Annotated in this window: 29 protein-coding genes; 12 read left to right on the forward strand and 17 right to left on the reverse strand. The window is 58.4% G+C overall.

Translation table 11 applies throughout. The features are described 5' to 3' along the window. Nucleotides 1–10 precede the first annotated feature (10 nt). The 6 genes from PCAL_RS08130 to PCAL_RS08155 all read right to left on the reverse strand — a co-directional run bounded on the left by PCAL_RS08130 (nucleotide 11) and on the right by PCAL_RS08155 (nucleotide 4,496). The gene (locus PCAL_RS08130) at nucleotides 11–664 is read right to left on the reverse strand and encodes an adenosylcobinamide-GDP ribazoletransferase (protein ID WP_011850212.1); all 654 of its coding nucleotides are present in this window, start codon (nucleotides 662–664) and stop codon (nucleotides 11–13) included. Beyond that, complete coding sequence (locus tag PCAL_RS08135; RefSeq protein WP_226951938.1) at nucleotides 652–1,521, reverse strand: aminotransferase class I/II-fold pyridoxal phosphate-dependent enzyme; 870 nt, start codon at nucleotides 1,519–1,521, stop codon at nucleotides 652–654. Before PCAL_RS08135 ends, PCAL_RS08130 begins: the two co-directional genes overlap by 13 nt. A gap of 147 nt (nucleotides 1,522–1,668) precedes the next feature. Continuing rightward, complete coding sequence (locus PCAL_RS08140) at nucleotides 1,669–2,493, reverse strand: asparagine synthase C-terminal domain-containing protein (protein ID WP_011850214.1); 825 nt, start codon at nucleotides 2,491–2,493, stop codon at nucleotides 1,669–1,671. Beyond that, complete coding sequence (locus tag PCAL_RS08145; protein WP_011850215.1) at nucleotides 2,490–3,098, reverse strand: TTX_0299 family putative ATP pyrophosphatase; 609 nt, start codon at nucleotides 3,096–3,098, stop codon at nucleotides 2,490–2,492. Before PCAL_RS08145 ends, PCAL_RS08140 begins: the two co-directional genes overlap by 4 nt. Continuing rightward, nucleotides 3,095–4,042 carry a cobalamin biosynthesis protein gene (locus tag PCAL_RS08150; RefSeq protein WP_011850216.1) on the reverse strand — a complete coding sequence of 316 codons (948 nt, stop codon included), beginning with the start codon at nucleotides 4,040–4,042 and terminating at the stop codon, nucleotides 3,095–3,097. Before PCAL_RS08150 ends, PCAL_RS08145 begins: the two co-directional genes overlap by 4 nt. Next, a complete protein-coding gene (locus PCAL_RS08155) occupies nucleotides 4,032–4,496 on the reverse strand; it encodes a cob(I)yrinic acid a,c-diamide adenosyltransferase (protein ID WP_011850217.1) in 465 nt (154 codons plus the stop codon). The genes PCAL_RS08150 and PCAL_RS08155 overlap by 11 nt, the downstream gene beginning before the upstream one ends. Nucleotides 4,497–4,545: 49 nt before the next feature. Between PCAL_RS08155 and PCAL_RS08160 the strand changes: the two genes are divergently transcribed. From PCAL_RS08160 to PCAL_RS08175, 4 genes are read left to right on the forward strand one after another with little or no spacing between them, the layout of a single operon-like run. Further along, on the forward strand, nucleotides 4,546–4,728 hold the full coding sequence (locus PCAL_RS08160; RefSeq protein WP_193322633.1) for an ATP-binding protein: 183 nt from the start codon (nucleotides 4,546–4,548) through the stop codon (nucleotides 4,726–4,728). 11 nt (nucleotides 4,729–4,739) lie between these two features. After that, nucleotides 4,740–4,961, forward strand: a complete 222-nt coding sequence (locus PCAL_RS08165) for a hypothetical protein (protein ID WP_193322634.1) — start codon at nucleotides 4,740–4,742, stop codon at nucleotides 4,959–4,961. Further along, complete coding sequence (locus PCAL_RS08170; RefSeq protein ID WP_193322635.1) at nucleotides 4,939–5,142, forward strand: hypothetical protein; 204 nt, start codon at nucleotides 4,939–4,941, stop codon at nucleotides 5,140–5,142. Before PCAL_RS08165 ends, PCAL_RS08170 begins: the two co-directional genes overlap by 23 nt. A gap of 40 nt (nucleotides 5,143–5,182) precedes the next feature. Next, nucleotides 5,183–6,223 (forward strand): ATP-binding protein, encoded by a 1,041-nt coding sequence (locus PCAL_RS08175; protein ID WP_226951939.1) that lies wholly within the window; start codon nucleotides 5,183–5,185, stop codon nucleotides 6,221–6,223. 30 nt (nucleotides 6,224–6,253) lie between these two features. On the opposite strand, the gene PCAL_RS08180 is transcribed toward PCAL_RS08175, so the two are convergent. Then, entirely contained in the window at nucleotides 6,254–8,002 is a 1,749-nt protein-coding gene (locus tag PCAL_RS08180) for a chloride channel protein (protein WP_011850219.1), read from the reverse strand. 114 nt (nucleotides 8,003–8,116) lie between these two features. Here PCAL_RS08180 and PCAL_RS08185 point away from each other — a divergent pair, with 114 nt between their 5' ends. Further along, nucleotides 8,117–8,620, forward strand: coding sequence for a PaREP1 family protein (locus tag PCAL_RS08185; RefSeq protein WP_011850220.1), 504 nt, complete (start codon nucleotides 8,117–8,119; stop codon nucleotides 8,618–8,620). Nucleotides 8,621–8,665: 45 nt separating this feature from the next. Here PCAL_RS08185 and PCAL_RS08190 read toward each other — a convergent pair whose 3' ends face one another. Genes PCAL_RS08190 through PCAL_RS08210 form a run of 5 tightly spaced genes read right to left on the reverse strand, consistent with a single transcriptional unit; the run spans nucleotide 8,666 to nucleotide 12,560 of the window. Then, nucleotides 8,666–9,508: an NTP transferase domain-containing protein gene (locus tag PCAL_RS08190; protein ID WP_011850221.1), complete on the reverse strand. Its 843-nt coding sequence runs from the start codon at nucleotides 9,506–9,508 to the stop codon at nucleotides 8,666–8,668. Continuing rightward, complete coding sequence (locus PCAL_RS08195) at nucleotides 9,505–10,410, reverse strand: MBL fold metallo-hydrolase (protein ID WP_011850222.1); 906 nt, start codon at nucleotides 10,408–10,410, stop codon at nucleotides 9,505–9,507. Before PCAL_RS08195 ends, PCAL_RS08190 begins: the two co-directional genes overlap by 4 nt. A 49-nt stretch (nucleotides 10,411–10,459) precedes the next feature. After that, nucleotides 10,460–11,200, reverse strand: coding sequence for a helix-turn-helix transcriptional regulator (locus PCAL_RS08200; protein WP_011850223.1), 741 nt, complete (start codon nucleotides 11,198–11,200; stop codon nucleotides 10,460–10,462). A gap of 47 nt (nucleotides 11,201–11,247) precedes the next feature. Next, on the reverse strand, nucleotides 11,248–11,907 hold the full coding sequence (locus PCAL_RS08205) for a PD-(D/E)XK nuclease family protein (protein ID WP_011850224.1): 660 nt from the start codon (nucleotides 11,905–11,907) through the stop codon (nucleotides 11,248–11,250). 2 nt (nucleotides 11,908–11,909) lie between these two features. Beyond that, nucleotides 11,910–12,560, reverse strand: a complete 651-nt coding sequence (locus PCAL_RS08210; RefSeq protein ID WP_011850225.1) for an RNA 2'-phosphotransferase — start codon at nucleotides 12,558–12,560, stop codon at nucleotides 11,910–11,912. Between the two features lie 40 nt (nucleotides 12,561–12,600). Here PCAL_RS08210 and PCAL_RS08215 point away from each other — a divergent pair, with 40 nt between their 5' ends. After that, nucleotides 12,601–13,377: a hypothetical protein gene (locus PCAL_RS08215; protein WP_011850226.1), complete on the forward strand. Its 777-nt coding sequence runs from the start codon at nucleotides 12,601–12,603 to the stop codon at nucleotides 13,375–13,377. On the opposite strand, the gene PCAL_RS08220 is transcribed toward PCAL_RS08215, so the two are convergent. After that, nucleotides 13,343–14,278, reverse strand: a complete 936-nt coding sequence (locus PCAL_RS08220) for a DUF1152 domain-containing protein (RefSeq protein ID WP_011850227.1) — start codon at nucleotides 14,276–14,278, stop codon at nucleotides 13,343–13,345. The genes PCAL_RS08215 and PCAL_RS08220 overlap by 35 nt on opposite strands. A gap of 53 nt (nucleotides 14,279–14,331) precedes the next feature. Here PCAL_RS08220 and PCAL_RS08225 point away from each other — a divergent pair, with 53 nt between their 5' ends. Further along, a complete protein-coding gene (locus PCAL_RS08225) occupies nucleotides 14,332–14,739 on the forward strand; it encodes a hypothetical protein (protein ID WP_011850228.1) in 408 nt (135 codons plus the stop codon). Between the two features lie 198 nt (nucleotides 14,740–14,937). Continuing rightward, nucleotides 14,938–15,399: a DsrE/DsrF/DrsH-like family protein gene (locus PCAL_RS08230; protein ID WP_011850229.1), complete on the forward strand. Its 462-nt coding sequence runs from the start codon at nucleotides 14,938–14,940 to the stop codon at nucleotides 15,397–15,399. 263 nt (nucleotides 15,400–15,662) lie between these two features. Here PCAL_RS08230 and PCAL_RS08235 read toward each other — a convergent pair whose 3' ends face one another. The 4 genes from PCAL_RS08235 to PCAL_RS08250 form a co-directional block, all read right to left on the reverse strand. Next, nucleotides 15,663–15,878 carry a TRASH domain-containing protein gene (locus tag PCAL_RS08235; RefSeq protein ID WP_011850230.1) on the reverse strand — a complete coding sequence of 72 codons (216 nt, stop codon included), beginning with the start codon at nucleotides 15,876–15,878 and terminating at the stop codon, nucleotides 15,663–15,665. Next, nucleotides 15,862–16,647, reverse strand: a complete 786-nt coding sequence (locus tag PCAL_RS08240; protein ID WP_011850231.1) for a sulfide-dependent adenosine diphosphate thiazole synthase — start codon at nucleotides 16,645–16,647, stop codon at nucleotides 15,862–15,864. Before PCAL_RS08240 ends, PCAL_RS08235 begins: the two co-directional genes overlap by 17 nt. Nucleotides 16,648–16,821: 174 nt before the next feature. Next, nucleotides 16,822–17,358: a GNAT family N-acetyltransferase gene (locus PCAL_RS08245; RefSeq protein ID WP_011850232.1), complete on the reverse strand. Its 537-nt coding sequence runs from the start codon at nucleotides 17,356–17,358 to the stop codon at nucleotides 16,822–16,824. Further along, nucleotides 17,345–18,097 (reverse strand): aldo/keto reductase, encoded by a 753-nt coding sequence (locus PCAL_RS08250; RefSeq protein ID WP_264317720.1) that lies wholly within the window; start codon nucleotides 18,095–18,097, stop codon nucleotides 17,345–17,347. Before PCAL_RS08250 ends, PCAL_RS08245 begins: the two co-directional genes overlap by 14 nt. 522 nt (nucleotides 18,098–18,619) lie before the next feature. Here PCAL_RS08250 and PCAL_RS08255 point away from each other — a divergent pair. The 4 genes from PCAL_RS08255 to PCAL_RS08270 are packed head-to-tail and all read left to right on the forward strand — an operon-like array spanning nucleotide 18,620 to nucleotide 20,733. After that, nucleotides 18,620–19,228: an energy-coupling factor ABC transporter permease gene (locus PCAL_RS08255; protein ID WP_011850234.1), complete on the forward strand. Its 609-nt coding sequence runs from the start codon at nucleotides 18,620–18,622 to the stop codon at nucleotides 19,226–19,228. Then, the gene (locus PCAL_RS08260) at nucleotides 19,225–19,509 is read left to right on the forward strand and encodes a PDGLE domain-containing protein (protein ID WP_011850235.1); all 285 of its coding nucleotides are present in this window, start codon (nucleotides 19,225–19,227) and stop codon (nucleotides 19,507–19,509) included. The genes PCAL_RS08255 and PCAL_RS08260 overlap by 4 nt, the downstream gene beginning before the upstream one ends. Then, nucleotides 19,484–20,137: a hypothetical protein gene (locus tag PCAL_RS08265; protein ID WP_193322637.1), complete on the forward strand. Its 654-nt coding sequence runs from the start codon at nucleotides 19,484–19,486 to the stop codon at nucleotides 20,135–20,137. Before PCAL_RS08260 ends, PCAL_RS08265 begins: the two co-directional genes overlap by 26 nt. Then, complete coding sequence (locus tag PCAL_RS08270) at nucleotides 20,122–20,733, forward strand: ATP-binding cassette domain-containing protein (RefSeq protein WP_011850237.1); 612 nt, start codon at nucleotides 20,122–20,124, stop codon at nucleotides 20,731–20,733. Before PCAL_RS08265 ends, PCAL_RS08270 begins: the two co-directional genes overlap by 16 nt. Nucleotides 20,734–20,740: the final 7 nt, after the last annotated feature.

A 20,740-nucleotide genomic window follows, 5' to 3' on the forward strand; every position in this document is an offset into this window, starting at 1 on the left:
ACTCATACGGCTACATGTGCCACGTAACTATATACGCCACACGTGAGACCTCTAGAAGGTAGCCGAAGACGTCTCCGTTTGCCCCACCGAGGTGTTGATATGCAACAGCATACAACGCCAAGGCAACGGCAAGGGCGGCAAGCGTAGCGGCTGGCCTTAAGCATATTATCACGGCTAGGGCTGGGAGCGCCAGCGGCCAGGTGGACCTCGCGCCGTCTATAAACAGCGCCCCTAAGCCGGGCTTGAATGGCTTGCTAAACGCCGCTACGGTCACTATCAGTGCCTTTGAGAAGACCTCTGCCAAGAGGAGCTGAAGAGGGGACGCGGTAGAGGCTGTGGCGACTGCGTATGTGGCCACCACTGCGAATATGCCGCCAGTGCCCCTCCTGGGGTCTTCCAACACGGCGCGTGCCCTCTCCCTGTCTCTGACCATCAATGCGTCGGCCACGTCGGCGAGGCCGTCGAGGTGGTTGAGCCCGGTCATCAAGAGGAGTAAGAGATAGGCCACGTGGGGACTTGCGCCGAGCCACAGGGCGGCGGCCGCTGGCCCCGCCACTAAGGGGGGTACCACGTAGGGGAGCGCCCAGGCGCATTTGAAGTCCAGCTTGGCTACTCCCGCCGGTATTATTGTGAAGAAGGAGAGGAGCGCCCTTAGGCACTGCATATGGCCTTTATCAACACGTCGTTTAGCTCCGGAGTTTTGATAGATACGCGGTAGGCGTCTGCAAGGCCGTGGGTCCACAGCGGCCTCACCTTGACCCCCTTGGGCTCTCTGCCCTTCACCACGAAGAAGTGGACGTCGGTGGGGAGCGGGCTCGCGCACTTGGCGACCTTCTGCCACACCCGCGGGAGCTCTTCGGCTATGTAGGCGAGGGTCCTCTCTCTGTGCTTCTTTATGCCAGATGCGCCTAGGTGGTAGATGGCGTAGTCTGCTATGGAGTTGAGACGCCAAGGCGCTTTGAGGCCCGGCGGGGGGTCGCCCAAGTATGCCCCGACGCGGAGGCCCGGCGCCGCGAGGAGTTTGCCGTAGGATTTCACCACGGGCACGTCTGGGGCGGCGGACTCGCCCCTTGTGAAGTCTATGAAGGACTCGTCCACGAGAAGCGCCGCCCCTCTCGCCTTGAGGCGGCGCGCCAAGTCGAGCACCTCGTCTCTCCTCACGTACCTCCCCAGCGGATTGTTGGGGTTTGACATCACCACTAGGTCCCCCGAGGCGGCTTGTAGGGGGTCCTCCACTAGGACGTAGCCGACGCCGAGCAGCTGAGCCACTCTCACATAGTCGGCGTAGTTGGGCCAGGGGATTACAATGCGCCGCGGCTTAAGCGCCGCGATAGCCGCAAGCAGGGCCTCAGTCGCCCCGTTGAACACAGTCACCTCAACCCCCTCGTACTCCCTCAACACCTCCTCCGCCAAATTGGCCGGGAAGCGGAGGTAGACGCCCCTCTCCACGGCCTCTCTCACGTAATAAATCAAGCCCTCGGGAGGGCCTATGGGGTTTGAGTTGTCCGAGAAATCTGGCATGACGCCCTCCTCCGCCCAACTGGTGCCCCCGTGATAGAAGACTACAGCCATTGGACTCTGACGGGGGCTAGCCGAGGCTGTAGCTCCGCTAGAATTGCGGCGTCCACCTCGCCTAGTGTGTACAACTTCAATTCCATGCCCAGCGCATTACCGCTCTTCATAGTAGCCGCACATGGAGCAGTAGCCGTCGAATTGAGCGTAGCCGCATCTAGGGCACCCCTCGGCGCTCCGCAGGTATTGGAAGCCCTTTGCTTCAAAGAGGCGGCAGAGGTAGGCGTAGGGGCTCCCAGCCCTCTTCTCCATCTCCTCGTACAGGCGGTTGAAGCAACTACCCTCCTCCAGCGGGGTCTTCCTCCTCGCGGCGATTAGCGGCGCCACGCCCTTTAGGGCCTCTCTAAGCGGCTTTTTGTCTAAGACCTCGGCGGCTGGCAGAGCGAGCGCAAATTTCACCACCTCGTTCTCTGTGAAGGGGAGCACCGCCTCTAGGCCCAAGGCCTGGGCTATCTGGCGGCTACAGAACCTCCACTTTGCCACTATCTCGCGGCGTTTTTCCTCAAGCGCGTGGAGGGGATATTTGCGGTAGAAGGAGTAGCCGAGGAAAAGCTCGTCTCCCCCGTCGCCTGTACACACCCTCCTAAGCCCCAAGTCCCTCGCCCTCTCAAGCCCAGCATACTGCACTGCGCAGTTTACGAGCTCCATGGCGTTGAAGTTCTTCAACACCTCCATGGCCCTCTCCACGTAGTCGAGCGCCTCTACAAGTCTCACTTGCACAATGGAGAGGGGGGTGGAGAGGCGGGCCGCGGCGTATAAGGCAAATGGCAAATCCCCCTGGCAACTGACCAGCGACACTGTTATGCCGACGGGCACATGTCCTATCCGCCTCGCGGCGTAGGCCACCAAAGTGCTATCAATTCCCCCGGAGAGGAGGACGCCGTCACACTCCGCATACTTAGACAAGAGGTCTACAATCACGGCCTAATCTCGGCGATGTAGTACCCCCCGTAGACCGCCGCAGGCACACACTTTGCCTCAGCTGAGACGACGAGCCTCTTCACCTCTACCACTTGGCTGTGGTACTCTCCGCGCTCCCCTAGGGGGTCGACACTCATCTTCTTCGCCAAGGCGATAAACTCCTCCACGTTGCTCCCGTCGACTCTTCTACAGAGGAGCTCCCCCGGCCCGCCGATGATGTAAAAGGAGAGCTCCTCCGCCTCCCTCCTGAGGAGCTCTTCGTGGTCCATCCCCCACAGCGGCTCCTTCAGCGACGCCCCCACTTCGCGCGCCAGCTTCTCCATGTAGCGCAAGTGGTCTTCCACGTCGACGTCCCCAGCGACAATCACGTCTACGCCCAGCTTCCTCAAGAGGCGGGCCTTTTCCTCAAACTCTCTCCCCTTGGGCAACTTGTGAACCACCACGGGGGCTATACGCGAGCCAAACCCCACGGCGAAGCCCAAGTTAGCGATGTGGGGAGAGGGCCTGGGAAACTCGTAGATGAGGAATACAAAGGCGTCTATGGGCCACTCCAAGAGAGCCGCGTACACGCTCTCTTTGCCCCCGCTGTAGAAGGCTATTTTCATGGGCCTCCAAAAATCAACACTTTTAAATATTGAACAATCGTCCATATTAAAAACATGACTACGAAGTAAACCGCGGTGACTGCCGTGGCAAGCTTAACGCCTCTGGCTATGTCGGCCGCGGTGGGCGGCCTCCCAGAGGGGTTCAAGACGTAGTGCCCCCTCTTTTCCAGTCTCACGCCGAGCGCTCCTGCCATGGCCGACATTGGGTGGCCCGCGTTGAGGCTCTCTGTGGCGTTGTGCCACCTTAGCCACACTGCCAGGGCCTTCCTCACGTCGCCGCCGGCTATGGGCGCCAGGAGGGCTATCAGTAGGGCGGTGAGGCGGGCCGGGATAAAGTTCAGGACTGTGTCCGCCCGGGCCGAGACCCACCCCACGTCTTTAAACTCGGGCGTCTTATAGCCTAAAGCGCCGTCCAACGTGTTGGCCACCCTTTGCCCTAAGGCGCCTAGGGGGCCCAGCAGTACGGCGTAGAAGACCGGTGAAGTGAAGCCGTCCACTAGGCTCTCCGCCAAGCTCTCCAACGCCGCCGACGCTACGCCGGCTTCCTCTAGGGAGGATACGTCTCTTCTCACGATGTGACTCACCCACCGCCTTGCCTCTGCCAAGTCGCCTCTCTCAAGCGCCTTCTGCACTCTGCGGCATATGTCCACCAAGAGCTTGTACGAGATGGAGAACTTGAGTGTAGCGGCGGCCGCCAGAGCCCACGCCAGGGGGTGGAAGGCGGCCAGGGCCAAAAGCGCGGCGAAGGGGGTCAAATGCGCCGCCTCTACGGCGAGCCACACTGCAATTCCCCACAGCCTGTCCCTCCGCCGCTTGGCCAGCCGTAGCGCCATGAAGTAGGAGGTGTGCACCGGGTGTATCTTTAAGAGGAGGCCCCGGTGCTCGGGGTACACCACGTCGAGGGCCAAGGCGAGCGCTAGCGCAAGCCAGATTTCACCAGTCAAGCCCCCTAATGGCCAAAACCCCCCTCTGGTAGTAGTGTTTGACGTTGTCCAGCCGCGTCACTAAGTCGAAGTAGCCCCCAAAGCCCTCCTCCCAATACCCCCCAGTGACCACCACGTGGGACCTCAGCCTTGCGAGATCGCCCAAGTGCCGCGGCTCTAGAAGGTCCTGCCTAACCGCGTACAACAGCTCGTCCAACACGACTACGTCGTAGCTGTCGCCTTGGGAGAGGGCGTACTCCAGGAGGGCGGCGGGGCTCCTTAAGTCGGTGAGATACACAGCGTCTATCCCCAGCCGCCTCATGGCCTTGTACTCCCCCACCTCCTCCCCCATGTAGAAGGGCGTCTTCATGACTCCCACGTACAGCACCCTGAGCCCGTGGCCCCACGCCCTCAGCGCTATGCCGAGTGCCGCAGAGGTCTTCCCCTTGCCGCTCCCCGTGAATGCCAGGCGCATGCGTTACAGACTCCAACGTTTTAAAAGCGTCACCACTATTTATATGTGTATGTTGAATATTGCTCGTGTTGCCCTTCGTGGGGCGGAGTTGGAGGCTTTGAGGAGGTATAACGCGAGGCAGATGCTTGTGCCCATATTTGTCTACGGGCCTGAGGGCTGCGGGAAGTCCCGCCTTTTTCGAGAGGCCGTGCGCCGCTTTAAGGAGTGGTATCAAGACGGCAAGCGCTTCTAATAGATGCAACAATGGACGATGTGTATAAGATATTCGCCGCGTCTTCCCCTGACATGTTGTGTGAAGTCGTGGAAGAGTTTACCGCCGCCGCTTCGCAACAAGTCGGGGCTGGCCCCTTTTCTGCGCCTCTGGGAAAGCCTGCGGCGTTCTTATGTGCGAGAATTGCGCGGCGTATATACAAGAGGGTTAGGAGGACGTTTTTGACAAGCTGTGGCGGCCTTTGGCGTAGCTGAGGTGGACAGAGTGGCCAAGGACATGTACCACACCACAGACCCGCTGAGGGCCGAGGACGTCGACAGAAAGATAAACTTCTTCGCCCTCACCTCGGAGGGTGAGTCTAGGAGAGAGTCTCTGGGTAGAGCCCATACGCGACACTGCCAACTCAGTTGCTACCCCGCGGCAGTCGCCGTCTAAACAAGCGGAGAAGCTTATAACCCCGCGACCTGGCACAAACGTGGAACTCCCATTCATAGGAAGGAAGATAGAACTAGAGGCGGTGAAGAGGTACAACACGGGGCAGATGTACCTCCCCCTCTTCGTCTTCGGCCCTGAGGGTTGTGGTAAGTCTCGACTGTTTAAAGAGGCGGTGAAGAGATTTAAAGAGTGGTATCCCGATGGGGTTGCTGTCCTTGTAGACACGAGGAAGAGCGAGCTCGCCGAGGCCGTAATTGCCACCGCGCCCGTAGACGTGAAAAAGCTGGCCAAGCAGTTAGCCAAGGCCATGTTTAGGAGCCTCTCCCAAATCACGCACTTCGGCGAATTCTTTGCCATCATGGCCACGTCGATACCAAAATACGTCAAAACCAAGGACGTAAAACGGATATTCATCGTAGTAGACGAAGTCACCACCACATTCGTCAATGTGGAGGCATATGCCAAATCCATGGAATCCACTATGAACGTGGGGAGACCAGAGGAGTTGAAAGACGTCATAGTCAACTTCTTCGCTCTTACGTCAGAGGGCTATTCCAGAGGCCTACTGGCACGGCACAGCTACGTCTGGCAGGCCTATTTGTGGAATCTCCCCAGGCGGGACTTCGAAGAGCTGTACTACAGAGCGAGGGAGCTCTACCCCGGCCCGGCGCCCCCCTTCGACGAGGTGTGGAAGCTCTATGGCGGGAATCCGAGGGGGCTAGAGGAGCTGGCAAAGCTGGGCTGGGACGTGGATAAGTACAAGCGGCGGCTCGCCGCGCTTAAGGGCTTGGAGTCTCTTGTCGGTTTGGTGAAGGGGAGGCGCCTAGGCGAGCTCGCGCGGCGGGTGGTAGAGGACGTTGACTACCTCCGCCTAGGCGAAGAGCCCGAGCTCCACGAGCTAGCCGACTTGCTCATAAGATACAACCTTGTGATGGAGTTGCCCAGAGACCTTGAGCTAGGCAACGAGGTAGACACCCCATTTGAGCCACCCCCCATAGACAGAGAGCTCGGCGTGGGGAAGCACTACGCATGGCAAGTCCCAATCTACAGAGAACTCTTCGCCAAGGCGTTGGCCGAGTAAACCGGCCGCGCCCGTGTTGGCGTCTCGGGGCTATTGTACGCCGCTCTTGCCTTTTCCCAGTCTTTGGGTGTATGCGCGGTTTATTGACTGAAGCGTTAGCACGCCTATTAGCTTGCCGTCGTCTACCACAGGCGCCCATGTAAGACCCGTCTGGCCTATTACTTGTAAAGCCTCTAGTAGGGAAGACTCGGGCGATACGTGTGGGATTTTCCTGGCGTACTTTCCAACTCTCCCGCTCTTGCCCAGCAACTCAAATAGGTAGACTGCGCCGAGGAAGTTGCCGTAGTCGTCAACCACTGGTAGCGCTGACATACTCCTAGTGGTCATAATTGTGACAGCCTTTTTCACATCGTCGTCGTGTTTTACCACTGGCTCTTTGTCGAGGGCGCAGTCTGCCACTTTCATCTCCATGAGTAATGGCACGTGGTACTCCTCTAAGTGGGCTGGCGAATCTCTCCGAGTTGGCACTTGGGATCTATAGAGAGAGTCCTCCCCTGAGACTAGCCGGGCTACTGCGACGGCGATTATGGCGGCTGGCAGTAAATCGTAGCTACCAGTCATTTCGACTACCATAATTGCCGTGGCCAAAGGCGCTTTTGACGCGGCGCCAAACAGCGACAGCATGCCCACTACAATGAATGGAGCGGCGTTGGGGGCCAGCGAGGGGAAGAGCGTTTTGAATACTAGGTACATGTCGTATCCCACAAATGCGCCTATGACTAAGCCTGGCGCAAATACTCCGCCGCTACCCCCAGAGCCCACGGTGAGAGAAGTCGCTAAGATTTTCAAGAGTGGCAACAAGGCAATCAACAACACGGCGGGGAGAATGGGCGAGTAAAACGCGGACGGCGACTCCTGTATTAGTAAGCTGACCCATCCATATCCAACGCCTAGTATCTGCGGCGCGACGATGCCTAAGGCACCTACGGCTAAGCCTCCCACAAGAGGTTTTACATAGGGAGAGGTGTGCCAGCTCTTAAACCTATCGTGAAAGTAATAGAAAACTTTTACATACACATATGCGACAGCTCCGCTGACGAGGCCCAATAGGGCAAACAGCGGCAGTTGTCTTACGTCAAAGTGCGCTGGGACTTCTCCGAACACTGGGGTGAAGCCCGTAATAGCGCCGTAGATGGCGTATCCCACAATTGCGGCCACTAGCGCGGGGAAGAGTACCTCAGACTCTACGTCTCGTTTGTACAAGACCTCTGCCGCAAATAGTGCGCCTCCTATGGGGGCCTTGAATATTGTGCCTATGCCAGCGCCGGCGGCAACCATGGTGACAATTCTCCTGTCGTCGTCGTTTAAGCGCAAAATGTCGGCAATTATTGAGCCAAGACCTGCGCTTAGTTGCGCCGTGGGGCCCTCTCTGCCGGCGCTTCCCCCCGAGCCTATGGTTACGGCTGAGGCCACTAGTTTTACAAACGGGACCCGCCTCCTAATGCGGCCCCTCAGTCTGTGGTAGGCGTTTATGGCCGCGTCTGTGCCATGGCCCTCGGCCTCTGGGGCCAGGCCGTAGACCAATAGCCCAGACAAGAGGCCTCCTAGGCCTGTGGCCACTGGCAAGAGCCATAGTCTCTCGGAAGTTAATGTGTAGTTGCCCAAGCCGCCCTCGCCCACAGGCCTCGGGAGCTCAACACCTACGATCTGCTCTAAGAAAAATTTTTGGCACAACTCAAGAGCGTAGATAAATGTCAGTGCCGCTACCGCCGCAACGACGCCTATCAACGTGCCTACGATTATCCACTTGACAAAGTACGGTAGTGTGCTAATGGACACGCGCTAAAATTAAGGTCCATTTTAATGTTGACCGCCGTCCGCCGCTCATTCCTATCTCCGTAGAAGACTTAGTTCCGAAAATTTTAAACTCAGCAGTACATAAACGACGTTGAGTTGGCTAAGCCTTGGGTAGACGAGAAGGGCTACATCGCGGCTAGGCTTAGGGAGGCTTTATACGAGGCAGAGTTGGCCAAGGAGTTCCTCCGGAATGGGCTTGTCCGCAACGCCGCTGGAAAGGCCTATCAGGCGTGGAAGGCCGTCGTAGCGGCCCTAGCCGCCGAGAGGAGGGAGACGCTCGCACGTTTGTACACTGGGGTGAAGCGGCTGAGGGAGGGCAAGAGGGTGAGCGAGGCTGACTGGGTGATAGCCTTTATGCCTTCGACGAGGTTGAGGGAGGTGGCTAAGGCCCTCTCGGAGGTCTACGGAGACGAGGTGTACTACGTCACAGAGGTGGCCCTCTCGCTACATGAGTATCAGTACAATGGGCCAGACCGAGAGGGCGTATTCAGCCGGTATAGGACAGACAAGCACGCCGCAAAAGACGTAGAACACGTCGTGGCAATTGTGGAAAAGTACGCCGCGTCTATAAAGGCGCGTCTAGACGCCCAGTCTAAATAGCCCGCGCAACTGCACGCTCAGAGCCGCTGGCGGGCTCGCGTTGGGCTATATTGCATCGCACTTGAGGAGCCTTGTCGGCATGTGAGGCAACTGGGCGGTGGGTATCTGGCTGATGTGTATGCCCCTGTAGGTGTGCCAAGTGGTTTTCGGGGGGTAGAGAAGGCCGGCGGCGGCCCTCGCCAACACCTCCATCTTCGTCATGTTTACCTCTACTGCCCGGTAGTCCACCGGGAGGGCAAATATGGGACGCCCCTCCCTCTTCGCCTTGTTTAACCTGTGGTGTCCATCCAGTACAGTGCACGTCCACGCCTCTACGGCTATGGGCGCCTCTCCTGCGACGACATCTGGGAAGACATCCTCGTGCGGCCTAAGCGTGTGGGGGTCCATGGGCAGGGGGTACGCAGGTGGGGGGTCCGCCTCGGCCTCCTCGTAGTCGCGCCACGTGTTTATGTTCATCAACGGCGGCACCTCCACCTCCTCCCACTTGGACATGTTTGGGCTGGGCATCCACGTCAGTCCCACGTATTGCCCGCTGGCGACTGCCGTGGCCATACGGGGGCGGCTCAGGAGGGGCTTCACGTGGCTGGGCGTCAAGTTGGCCAAGTCGCATGAGGCAAACAGGGCAGGGGCGTGTCTCTCCGCCAGGCGGACTAAGTCGGGGCCGTAGCCCAAGCCCTCTGTGTAATCCACTGCAAGCCCCCACGTCTTTGCCAGCCAGACAATTCCGGGGTGCCCCCTGGTGGTGGCCACCACCACTTCGTCGAAGCCAGCCCAGATCAGCGCGGCGGCCACTCTGAGCAACAGAGGCACTGCGCCCACGGGAAGTAAGCACTTCTCAGGCCTTCCCATCCTCGACCCCCTCCCCCCGGCTAGCACCACCGCCCTCATTCCTCCTCTTCGCCGGCCTCCTCGCCGCGTCCCGTCTCGCCGTATAGCTCCCGCCGCCTGGCCTCGAGCAGTTGCTCCTCGCGGCCGGCCAACTTGGCGTATGTGGCCACCTCTACGCCGCGCCGCTCTGCATACTGGAGGACTTCGCCGACTTTCTCCCGCCACTGGACGTCTCTGAGGAGGTGGTGGGCGAGGACTAGCAGACGGGGCCGCAGGTCCACTATCCTCTTGAGGTTGGACACAGCAGAGGCGAGGTCCCAGCCGAGGTACGTGGGCGGGCCCCCCACTACTACGACTGTGGGCTTTACCTCCTCGGCGAAGTGCACCGCCTCCTCCTCCACTGGCCCCTCCACGTCTGGGATAAAGGCCAGTGTCTCCTCGCCGTCTGACACGGCGAAGGCGATTACTCTGCCCGTCTTAGAGCCGGCGGGCCCGTGCCAGAGGGGGCCAGAGGCCCTTACCACGGTTGTGCCGAATCTCCACTCCCCTCCGTCGGCGTAGACCACGGTCGCTACGCCGTCCAGCGCCTTGGCTAAGCCGTAGTGCCGCCTGCGTTGCGACCAGTTGAGGTCGTGGGGGCTCTTGGCAAGGACGGTCTTCTCCCCGTAGACGGCCTTGTAGGTTTCGGAGTCTGTGGCCATGTACTGGCTTGGGTAGGGGACTGTGAAGTGGTCGCGGTGGTAGTGGCTTATGGTCACCACGTCCGCGTAGGCGGCTAGGCGGAGTATTTGCTCCCTCACCTCTCTAGCCCGCTGAAGCTCGAGGGGGTGGGGCGGCAGGCCGAAGCGCCTTGGAGCAAGGGAGACCCCTGCGTCTAGGAGAATCCGGAGGTCCCGCGTCTCCACGTAGAGACACATAGACCGCACCCCCAGCGACTCTTCCCCGACGGGCACAATCTCCACGGCGGTAAACAACGCTGATTTTAAAAATCAACCAAGGCGGATGGAGCGTTCAGCACTTGCGCAAGAGCTCTACCCTCTGCCGCGGCCCCTCTTGCACAAGTCTCACATAGCCATACCTAGCCAACTTGTGGAGGTGTCTGTGGAGCGTGGTCTTTGGCAGATTTAGCGCCGCCTGTAGCTCCGCCCTCTCCGCCGAGCCGCCCCTAGACTCCAAGAACTTAAGCAACGCCAAGTCCACGTCGCCCAGATCCCCACAGCCGCCGCGCCTCCTCCTGGCAAACACCACTGCCAACACTGCGACAACAGCCACCGCCACGGCCACAAGCAACCACTCAATCGGCGGGGTAGGCGTAGTTGGGCTGGTCGTCGCTGGAGGTGGGCTTGTTGTGGGAGTCGGCTGTATGGTGAAGGCTTGGTAGGCGATTGTGGCTCCTGTGTCGAAGTATAGGTATAGCCCCGTCTTGTTCACTGCCACCCTCGCCGGCTGTGGCTTAGCCTCTACCACCATTACCCCGGGCGGCGCCTGTGCCACAAAGGGGCCTTCCACCGCCACGCTGTAGACGCCGCTGGAGTTGAAAAACCTCGGCACATACACAGCCACCGCCGGCTCGCCGCCTTGCAACACGTAGAGCGTCCCGTTCAAGACCCAAGTGGGCAGAGGAGCCCCGCCGGGCGAAAAAGCCGCCACCTCAGACGCCGGAGGGACGGGAAGCGTGTAATTGCCAACCAAAGCCGCCGGCAAAAACAAGAGCAAAACCGGCGGAGCAGTGAGATTGAGCAACGCCAGCACAGCTACGTCAATACCCGCCTATATAAGTGTTGCCAGCGGGGGCGCGGCTATACCCCCGTGTAAATCTCGACTCCCAACCTCTCTGCGACCTTCTTCGCGTCTTCTTCGGCGTAGGGGGTAATGATGACCAGTCTGTCTGGTCTCTTGCCCTCTTTCTCGGCGTAGAGCTCTGCCTTCTTCTTGAAGATGGCCACGTCGGGCGCTCTGGCGTGCGATGTAATTTCGATGAGTATAACCCTGCCGTCTTTAACGGCGACGTCTACCTCTACCTCGCTTGGGAAGCCGAACACCTTGCCCTCTTCGTCGTACGCCGTCCACCTCTCCACTCTAAGGCCAAGCTCCCTCTCGACAACGCCACGGAGACCCTCCCGAAACGCTTTCTCGCTCATCACACCCCACCTAGCGCCCAAGGCGTCCAAGTGGCGCTGTAGACGGTCAAAGCCTGTAGCCACTTCGCTCTTTACGCTGTTGATTGTTTCCCACATCTTAGCCTGTTCCTTCTTTATTTCACGTATCTCTCTCCAAATGCGGCGGATCTCCCTCCAAGTGCGCCGAATTTCTTTCCAAATCTTAGTTTGCTCCTCTGCCAGCTTGTCCAGTCTTTTGAGCACTTCTGCGACGCCTAAGTAGCCTGCCACCGTGTATCTAAACTCCTCGTCCTCTTTCAACAGCTTAAGAAAGGCGGCCTTGAGCTGGGACGCGTCCATGGCTATGCCTGGGTGGCTGTATAAAATTTTTCGCATGGGTAGACGCCGGTAATGCAGGTGGGCGGTATATACTTTGAGAGCCGGATTGCGGGAGACGCCTTGTATATTGGGCCAGCGGCTCTGGCGCAGTCTGCGTCTACTTCCAGCACCACTGGGTCTTGCCGCCTAGCCGCCGTTTCACACGCCGTGTAGAAGTCCACGGCTAAGTGGACGTACAGCCTGTTCATGGGCAAAATGCCCATCTTCATTATTCCCTCTAGGCTTCTGCGCGTGGTGCCGTGGTATAGTCGGCGCGTCTCTGTATCCACCTCGTAGTCCACCTTGACCGAGACGCTGTGGCCGTACCGCGCCCTAATGCGGCCGTTTGAGAGCTCAAAACGTCCCTTCTTGTCCAACTGCGCCACAGCCTCCACCGCCTCCGCCGATGCCGGGAGGCCGAGCTTCTTGAGCCCGGCCACAACGGCGTCTAGGGGCGCCCAGCCTCCCTCGTCTAGCGACATCCCCAGGGCGGAGGGGCTGTGGCGCAACGCCAGGGAGAGCAACTTGGAGATCTTCACCCTGGTCTTCCCATCTAAGACCAGCTCGGCGTCTACGCCGCAGTGGCGAGGCTCCTCGACGTATTCTCCGCACACTCTACAACGGTATACGTCCACGGGTCGGATAAGTCTTATATTTTAGTTGAGTTAGTGGGTCATGAAGTGGGGGCTGATAATAGTCGCCGTCTTGGCCGCGGCCGCTACCGTGTACTTCATCTCCACCGCCCAGCAACAAGCCGTGCAGACGACAACTCCCACGCCAGCGACGACGGCGGCGGTGGTCACCTCCGCCCCTCCTCCCCCGGCCGTGCCCTTCAGCGAGAGGAACTACGAAGTTAATTACACCTATGTGATGTCTGTGGCCGTGGGCGAGGTGTCTATCTCCCTGTGGGGCTGGGGGCTGGAGGGGGTGGGCCTCTTGGGCAACTACTCCGTGGGCGTCCTCACGGCAAACCTCCCGCCGCGGGGCCCCGTGGAGGTGTCCTACAAGGCCGCGACGGAGGGCGGCGTCCTCTACGTGGTGAACTGCCTTCAGGGGCAGTGCTACGCGGAGGGGCGTCCGGCCAACTACACCGTCGGCGTACTGCTGAGGGGCGTCAACGCCACTGCGAGAGAGGTCGGCCGCTGCGAGGCGCTCGGCTACGCGGGTGTGCTGGTGGAGGAGAGGGGCGTCATTACTCCCGCCGCACTGCAGACGTTGCTCCCCGGCGCGCAGGGGAGAGGCGAGTACGTCTCTACCACGTGTCGCGTAAACGGGGTGCCTCTCACAGTTAAAAGCTCCGCGTATCTAAACGTCACGCTCTACGGCCAAGCCCTGACTGTTAAGCTCACGGTGGAGGCCACTGCGGTGAAGGCGGGCCCCTTCAACGCGACGCGCTACGGAGAGGTGCTGGGCGAGGTCAAGGCGCCCCGCCGCACCTCTTCAGCTTCTTAAGCGCCTCCGCGGCCTCCCTCGGCGTCAGACCCCTGGCTAAAAGCTCCTCCAGGTGGTACTCCGTTGGAATACCCTCTGCCAAGAGGACCTCCGCCGCCTTGTCTATAGGCACATCTCGCTCGTAGATTATGCGCGCCGCCTTGTTGACCTCGAGGACGGCCGCGGGGTCCAGCCTAAGTCCCACGGCGGCGAACAAGTCTACTTTAACCCGCCTAAGCCCGCCCCTCAGCTCTACTACGCCGTACTCCCCCCTGGCGGCCTTCACCACTATGGCGGATGCCTCTGTTACACAGCGCTCTACCAAGGCGGCGAGCGCGTCGATCTGCGGCTTGGAGAGGCCCACCGTCCCCAAGAAGCCGCCCTTCCTGGCGACCTCCGCGGCGCGGGCCATGAGGTACTCTCTACTCAGCTCCCCGTCGGCGCCTGGCGCAATGACCTGTAGCTCCGCCTCGACCCCCAGCTCCCTGAGCCGGGCCAACACGGTGAGGCCGTAGGCGTCCGACAGCGGGCTGCCCAGAGACTCCTCGCAGCCGATCCCCAAGACGTCGCCGCCTACGTCGACCCCCACCACGCGGCCGAAGCTTGAAAGCGTCTTTGCCACCTCAGACGGCCTCCTATAGGGGTCAACCACGTATACCGACTTGCCCAAGGCCTCCGCCACGCAGACCCCCTGCGTCTTAAACCGCCGCCCGCCCCTCTCCACGTAGGTCCTTGGTGTGGCTAAGATGAGCCCGTCGCCCAGTTGCACCGCCTCTCTAAAGGCGGAGAGGGGTATGGGGCCCGGCTCTGGGTCTACCACAAACCGCTCCCAGGGTATGTGCCCCACTGCAGCGTCTCCCGCGAGGACGGCCGCCATGATTACGTCGCCGCCGCCCCCAATCGCCAAGTAGAGACTGTCCACGAGGTGGAAGAAGCTGGGTATTAAACTTCTTAAAATGGGGACGCATAGAGGCTATGCGCATGTCGACCTTGGCTACAGTAGCCGCCGTAGTAATTATAGTGGCGTTTGCACTACTTGCAACAGTGGGAGGGCCAGGCGGCGACGAAACGCCGCCTCGGCTGACTATAAAGTCCGCCGCGGTCTACGTAGGAAACTACTCTGAGGCTGTTCTAGAAATCGAGCCGCTAAATGGCACTATACAAGTCAGCGCAATTGAGATAGGCGACTTCTACGTAGAGTGTCTCTTCAACAACGTAATAAGCCAGGGTGGGGTTTATGCGGTTAAACTGCCCAACGCCAGCGTGGAGCCGGGCAGAGTCCTCGCGGGCAGATTAATACTGCGAGGCAACATCTCCTACCCGTTTGCCGCATCAGTGAAACGCGGCCCAGCACCAGAGGCCAAGCCGCTCTGCGGAGGCTAGCTCTTGTCAAACACTAACAACGGTACACGGCAGAAACGGCAAGAAGCCACAGGTGCAACTAGCCCCATCACACGTCCTCCGAGGCTGCTTTAATCATCCGCCGACGCAGATGGGGGGCGTCCGGTGTAAATTCTCTGTATAAAGTGTAAAAAATGCATGTAAATGTGTATTTTTAACTTATGAGAATCTCTGTGTATCATGCAGGAGAGAAAACTTGGGATTGTTGTCCAAAGCGGCGCGGCTAATAGGATCTGCTGTGTTGTTGTATATAGTGCCGCGGCGTTGGCCTCCGGGTATAAGGTGGTACTCCACTTGGTGAACGAGGGGTTAGTAGCGTTTAGAAAAGACACGGCATACAAAATATGGGCAGAAACTAAGCCGGACGTTTGGTCAATATATCCGCAAGGATACTTACCCCATGTAGAAACCTTTCTCAAAAATCTACAAAACATGATAAAGAGCGGTCAGTTTAAAGACTGGCCCACATTTCTTAGCGAACTTAAGGAGCAGTACAAGGACAAGTTCAAGATATACGCATGCCCCATAGCGGCTGCTGCGTATGGAATAAGGAAGGAGGACCTCCTCGATATAGTCGACGAAATAGCGGGAGCTGAAACATTTCTAGAAGAGGTTTACGGAGGTACGGTAATGGTCTTCTAAACCTATCCTCCCTTTTTCGGCGCAAAATCGGAACCCGCTTTACAACAACCAGCCCCTTAGGGCAAGGGCCCAGAAGAGGGGCGTCATGCGCCAAAACCCACATGTTCCCAGTCAGCCGCTCCGACCGTCAAGCGGTAGGTGGAACTAAGCCGCCGAGGCCGGCCTTGAGGCAGAGCCCAAGTTTGGGCGTTTTAAGTGGTCGGTCTTGGCAGGCCTAACTACGCCAGCGAAAAACGATACGTGATCCATTTTTACCTTATGGTTTATACTACGCCTCTGCGGAGTGTGCCGCCGCTTCGGGCTGCGTCTTGGTTGCGCGTCCACTTGGTTAAAAAGGCCTTGTAGCACTCTCGGCTACAGAAGACCCAGGGCTTGTTCACGCAACAGGTCTTCACCACTATGGGGCTCCCCGTTATTATCTTGCCGCAGTTGGTGCAACGAAGCTCCGTGGTTTTTACGACCTTAAGCTCGAACGGCATAGGCCACCTCTGCCAAGTCCTTGGCCACCACCTCGGCCACCTTTCTCCCCGACATGAGCATTCCGCCGAATATGGGCCCCATGCGCGGAAGCCCGTACACTGCGCAGACCGCTATGCCGGCGACGTAGAGCCCCGGCGCCACTCTCCCCGTGTGCTCTACCACGAGCTTCTCAGACACCTCCGACCACGCCGACTTCTCCCCCTGAAGCTGCAGGCCGAGCTCGGGCACCTTCCGAGCCGCCACTGAGACCACCTCTGCGTCGTGGCCAGTGGCGTCGATGACGGCCTTGGCCTGGGTGTAGAGCGGGTCCACGTGCATGCCCGACATCTGGATAGGCGTCCAAATCCACAGAAGCCCAGCCACCCTGGGAGGGTCGCCGCGGAAAATCACGTCGTCTACGTGGACCCCCAAGAGGATCTTCGCCCCCGCGTCTATGGCCCCCGCCGCCAGCTTGGCGATGAGCTCCGCGGGGTCCACCGTGTAGAGGCCGTCGCCGGCCGGCTTAAACCTCACCTTGAAGTCCTTGAGGATGGGCAAGGCCTCCTCCTGCACCACTATCTTGGGAATCATGTTACCACCAGGCCCAATTCCCCCGCCGAAGGAGAAGCGCCGCTCGAAGACCAACACCTTGAACCCCCGCTCTGCCAAGTACCTCGCCGCAGTCAGCCCCGCCGGGCCAGCCCCGACTATGGCCACGTCCACGTCGCTGTACTCGTAGAGGTCCTCAAGCCCGTGCTTAATAATCGCCCTGCCGATCTTCAACTCCATGGTCCCCACTCAACTTCCATTTATAAGTGTTAGCGTCCCAATAAGTTGGTTATCAGCGTGATAACCGCCTCGTCACCGCTCCCCCTCCCCAAGACGTCATCACAAATAAACCCCACCCCCCGGGTTATATGTGTGATGAGCCTCACGGTAGGCGATGGATGTGCGAAACGCCCTTCACTGACTCCACACACCGAGATACGGCTTTAGACACGTCTCTTTCCAAAGCTCGCCCGCCTCCCCAAGCTCTTTCCCCACGTCGGCGGGGCTGGCCCCCTTTATTAAGAGGATGTCGTCGTCGTATCCACACGTGGCCTTGAGCAAATTCTCGCGAATTCGCCGAGGCAGATCGCCCCAGCGGTATACGGAGTAACCTAGCCTCGTAAAGAGCCCCACAGCGGCCGCGTTGTCCTCCGTAGTTGTGGCCATGTAGACGGCGCCGCGGCACTTCTCCTCCACGTAGCGGACCAGCGCCGTGGCCACGCCCCTCCGCCTAAACTTAGGCTCCACCACCACGTAGTAGTGGACGCAGGCGTCCCGGGCCAGCGTCACGGCGTAGTATACCTCTGCACCCGCCGCCTCGCCCCCCACGTACGCCACGGCCGCCCAGGCCCTCGGCCACCGCCTCAGCACTGCCTTTGCGTACTTCGTAGGCCCCTCGTACAGCCTGCCCACCAGCTCCAAGGCCTTTTCCAAGTCCTCAGCGATATGCACTGTCAATCCTCTGAAAGTCCTCGTCACTCAGCTTCACGTGGAAGGCGCCTACAATTTCATCTATGTGGCTCTTCTTCTCTGCCTTCGGGATAGGCACTACGCCCCTCTTAATGTACCAGGCCAACGCCACTTGGACAGCCGTGGCCCCGTACCTCTTCCCCACCTCGGCGAGGAGGGGGCTCTTCGCCAAGGCGCCCTTTTCGAGGGGGGTGTAGGCCAGGTAGAGGATGCCGTTGGAGAGGGCGTAAGGCAACACGTCTGCCTCGTCTCGCCTGTTGAGGAGGGAGTAGTGGTTCTCCACGGCGGCGAGCTCGTACTTCTTTGCACACGCCTCGGCCTCCCTCAGCTGGTCGAGGGAGAAGTTGCTCACACCGAAGTGCCTAATGACCCCCTTGTCCACCAGCGCCTCAAACGCCCTGACGGTCTCGCATATTGGCACAGAGTCGGAGGGCCAGTGGAGGAGGTAGAGGTCGATGTATGTGCCCAGCCTCCTCGCGCTTGCCTCAGCCGACTTTAAAACGTCGTCGTATCTCGCGTGGTTAGGCCACACCTTAGTCACAATGAAAACCTCGTCCCGGGGAAAGCCCCTAACCGCCAGACCCACAAGCTCCTCCGCGTGGCCCCCGCCGTACATCTCCGCGGTGTCCACAAGCCTAATCCCCTTCTCAAGCGCATACCTAATGGCCTCAACCCACTCGCCGTCGCGGCTGGTGTCCGCAGTCCAGAACCCGCCCCCCATGCCCCAAGTCCCAAGCCCAATAGCCGACACACAGCCAACCCTCTTGAAGCACGCCTTCACACACGACAACGCGGCTCAAGTATTAAAGTCTTATAAGAGGCCACATGCGGCGTTAGTTCACGCGTATTACAACCCCTATGTCTCTGTGTACCGCTCTTTACTCCGTAAATGAAATATTTTCTCCCCTCTATGAGGATTCCCTCTGGCCAGATCTACTTTACTCCATCTGCTGTCGCTTTTAAATTTCCACATTTGCCACAAGACTCTCCGTGATAGTGTCATGGGAGCTAGCCCTCTTTATCCTAAGCCTTTCCAAGGTCGATAACCCGACTCTAAATTCCAGAGCCTTAGAAATGGACAATGTGTCTATGGTACTCCTTTGTCCTCTCTAGCCACTCGTATACTCAGTCATAGTCGTCTGATAGTATTACTTTCTTAAGCATTTTCGGGCATGAACAAACAAGAGTCTTAAGCGCATCCTGGCATATAAAGACTTAATAAGGTAATACTTCATCACTATTTGTGCATATCCCCGACGGGTGGCTTGACCCATATTTGGCTGGTGCCACGTGGCTTATTGCGGCGGCCTATCTCGTTTTTATGGTTAGGAAGATTCCTAGGGAGAGGTGGCAGGTAATTGCGCCTGTTGCTGGGGCCATATTTGTGGCTCAGATGTTGAACTGGCCTATTCCAGGGGGCACCTCTCTGCACTTCGTGGGCGGGGCATTCGCCGCTATTTATCTTGGGAACGCGTGGGAGGGCTCCGCCGTCATTTCCCTCGTCTTGGCTGTGCAGACTTTGTTGTTCCACGACGGCGGAATTACCGCTTACGGCGCCAATTTCATAAACATGGGAATAGTGGCGCCGTGGGTCGGCCTCCTTATATACAGGGCGTTGCAAAATAGGCCTCGCATAGCAAGTTTTTTTGCGGGATGGATGAGCTTGTTTTTGGCGGGGTGTGCCGCGGGCATTGAAATCGGCGTAATGCCGACAGTGGGATACCCGCTGTCTGTCACTCTGCCGGCCATGGCCGTGCCGCACTTCCTCCTCGGCATTGTCGAAGGCGTTTTAACGTCAGCTGTTTTGACGACCATGGAAAGATTACACGTGTACGCATTTCCCAGGCTATGATAGGCAAGAGGTATCTAATAATTATTACAATCCTCTTGTTAATCTCACCGATTTTTGGTGTGTGGCTTTCCGACCTCGTGGGCTACGCAGAGCCTCTAGACCACGTCGCAGAGACGTTGCAATTGAACGAGAGCGAGTTTAACTGGACGCCGTTTAAAGACTACACAGTGCCTGGGCTACCCGATGAGGTTGGCTATATTGTGGCAGGCGTCATTGGGTTTACGATCTTCCTACTCCTGACATATACATTTGCACATGTCGGCGGTCGAAAGAGCTCTTGAGAGAATTCAAAAGTTCGTCTTTTTAATCTCTAGGGAAGGCTGGAGCCCCGCCTCTTTCTCGTCCACAGCTCTAACCTTTTTAGCCACAGCGCTCTACGCGTTTAAGGCCGACTTCCTCTCTATGGCTACGGCGCTTTTAGTGGCTTTCGCCGTTGGATTTAGGCGATGGAGTTCCGTAGCGTCGACTGTGGCGTTTGTATTTATATTCACGGCGTGGGTCTACGCCTTTGGCTACGTGGTATCTGGCCGCACGGCGCCGTGGGAGACCTTTTACAGAGCGCTGGCCTCTGCCGCAGTGTTAAGCGGCTACATGGCGGCGAGGGGGTTCACTCCCGTGGCCCTTTCCCTTAGTTGCATTGGCCTTGGGCCCACGCTATTTACAATTCTCAAGACTGTGTTAATGTCCCCTACGGCTCTTAGGGAGGGGTTCCTAGCGGCTAAGGCACTGAGGGGGAAGGAGGATTTAACTATAGCCTCTTATGCATACGTCCTATTTCTAAAGAGGCTGGAGAGGAAATATTTAGACATCTCCATGGTTGCGCATCTCATTAATTACCCCTGTAGAAAGAAGCCGGACATGTACATACTTTACCCTGCCCTGCTAATTGCGATATGGCTGTTGTTTTGAGAGATGTATGGGTTAAGCTTGGAGGTAGAGAGGTTATAAGAGGCGCAACTGCCGAGTTTAATGGACAGAACCAACTCGTGGGGCCAAACGGCTCTGGCAAAACTGTTTTGTTATACACAATCGCCGGTTTAGTAAAGCCTTTTAGGGGCGAGGTTAAAGTATCGGGCACTGCGTCTATAATGTTTCAAGATCCAGACCTCCACTTTTTCGCAGGCACTGTGCTAGAAAACGCGCTTGTGTGGAGTGGGGGGAGGTCCACTGAGGCTGAGGTGGCCAAGTTGGCAAACGACATAGGAATTGGCGACGTCTTACACAGATCGCCCTTTGAGCTAAACTGGGGGCATAGGAAGCTTGCGGCGTTTCTCTGCGCCCTTGCAAAAAAGCCAGACGTCTTATTGCTTGATGAGCCTCTGGAGGGGCTCTCGCCGAGGTTTCACATACGTGTTTTAACCGTAGCGGCCGAACACTCAAAAACTGTGATTATCGCAACACATATGGTCGTCGGCAGGTGGAAGCTCTACTTCGTAGAAGATGGACGACTATACGTCGGCGAAGAGGCCAAGGCCAAGGCGGTGGAACACGGCTATTTGCAATGATTGTTCC

Source organism: Pyrobaculum calidifontis JCM 11548, assembly GCF_000015805.1.
GTDB classification, from domain to species: Archaea; Thermoproteota; Thermoprotei; order Thermoproteales; family Thermoproteaceae; genus Pyrobaculum; species Pyrobaculum calidifontis.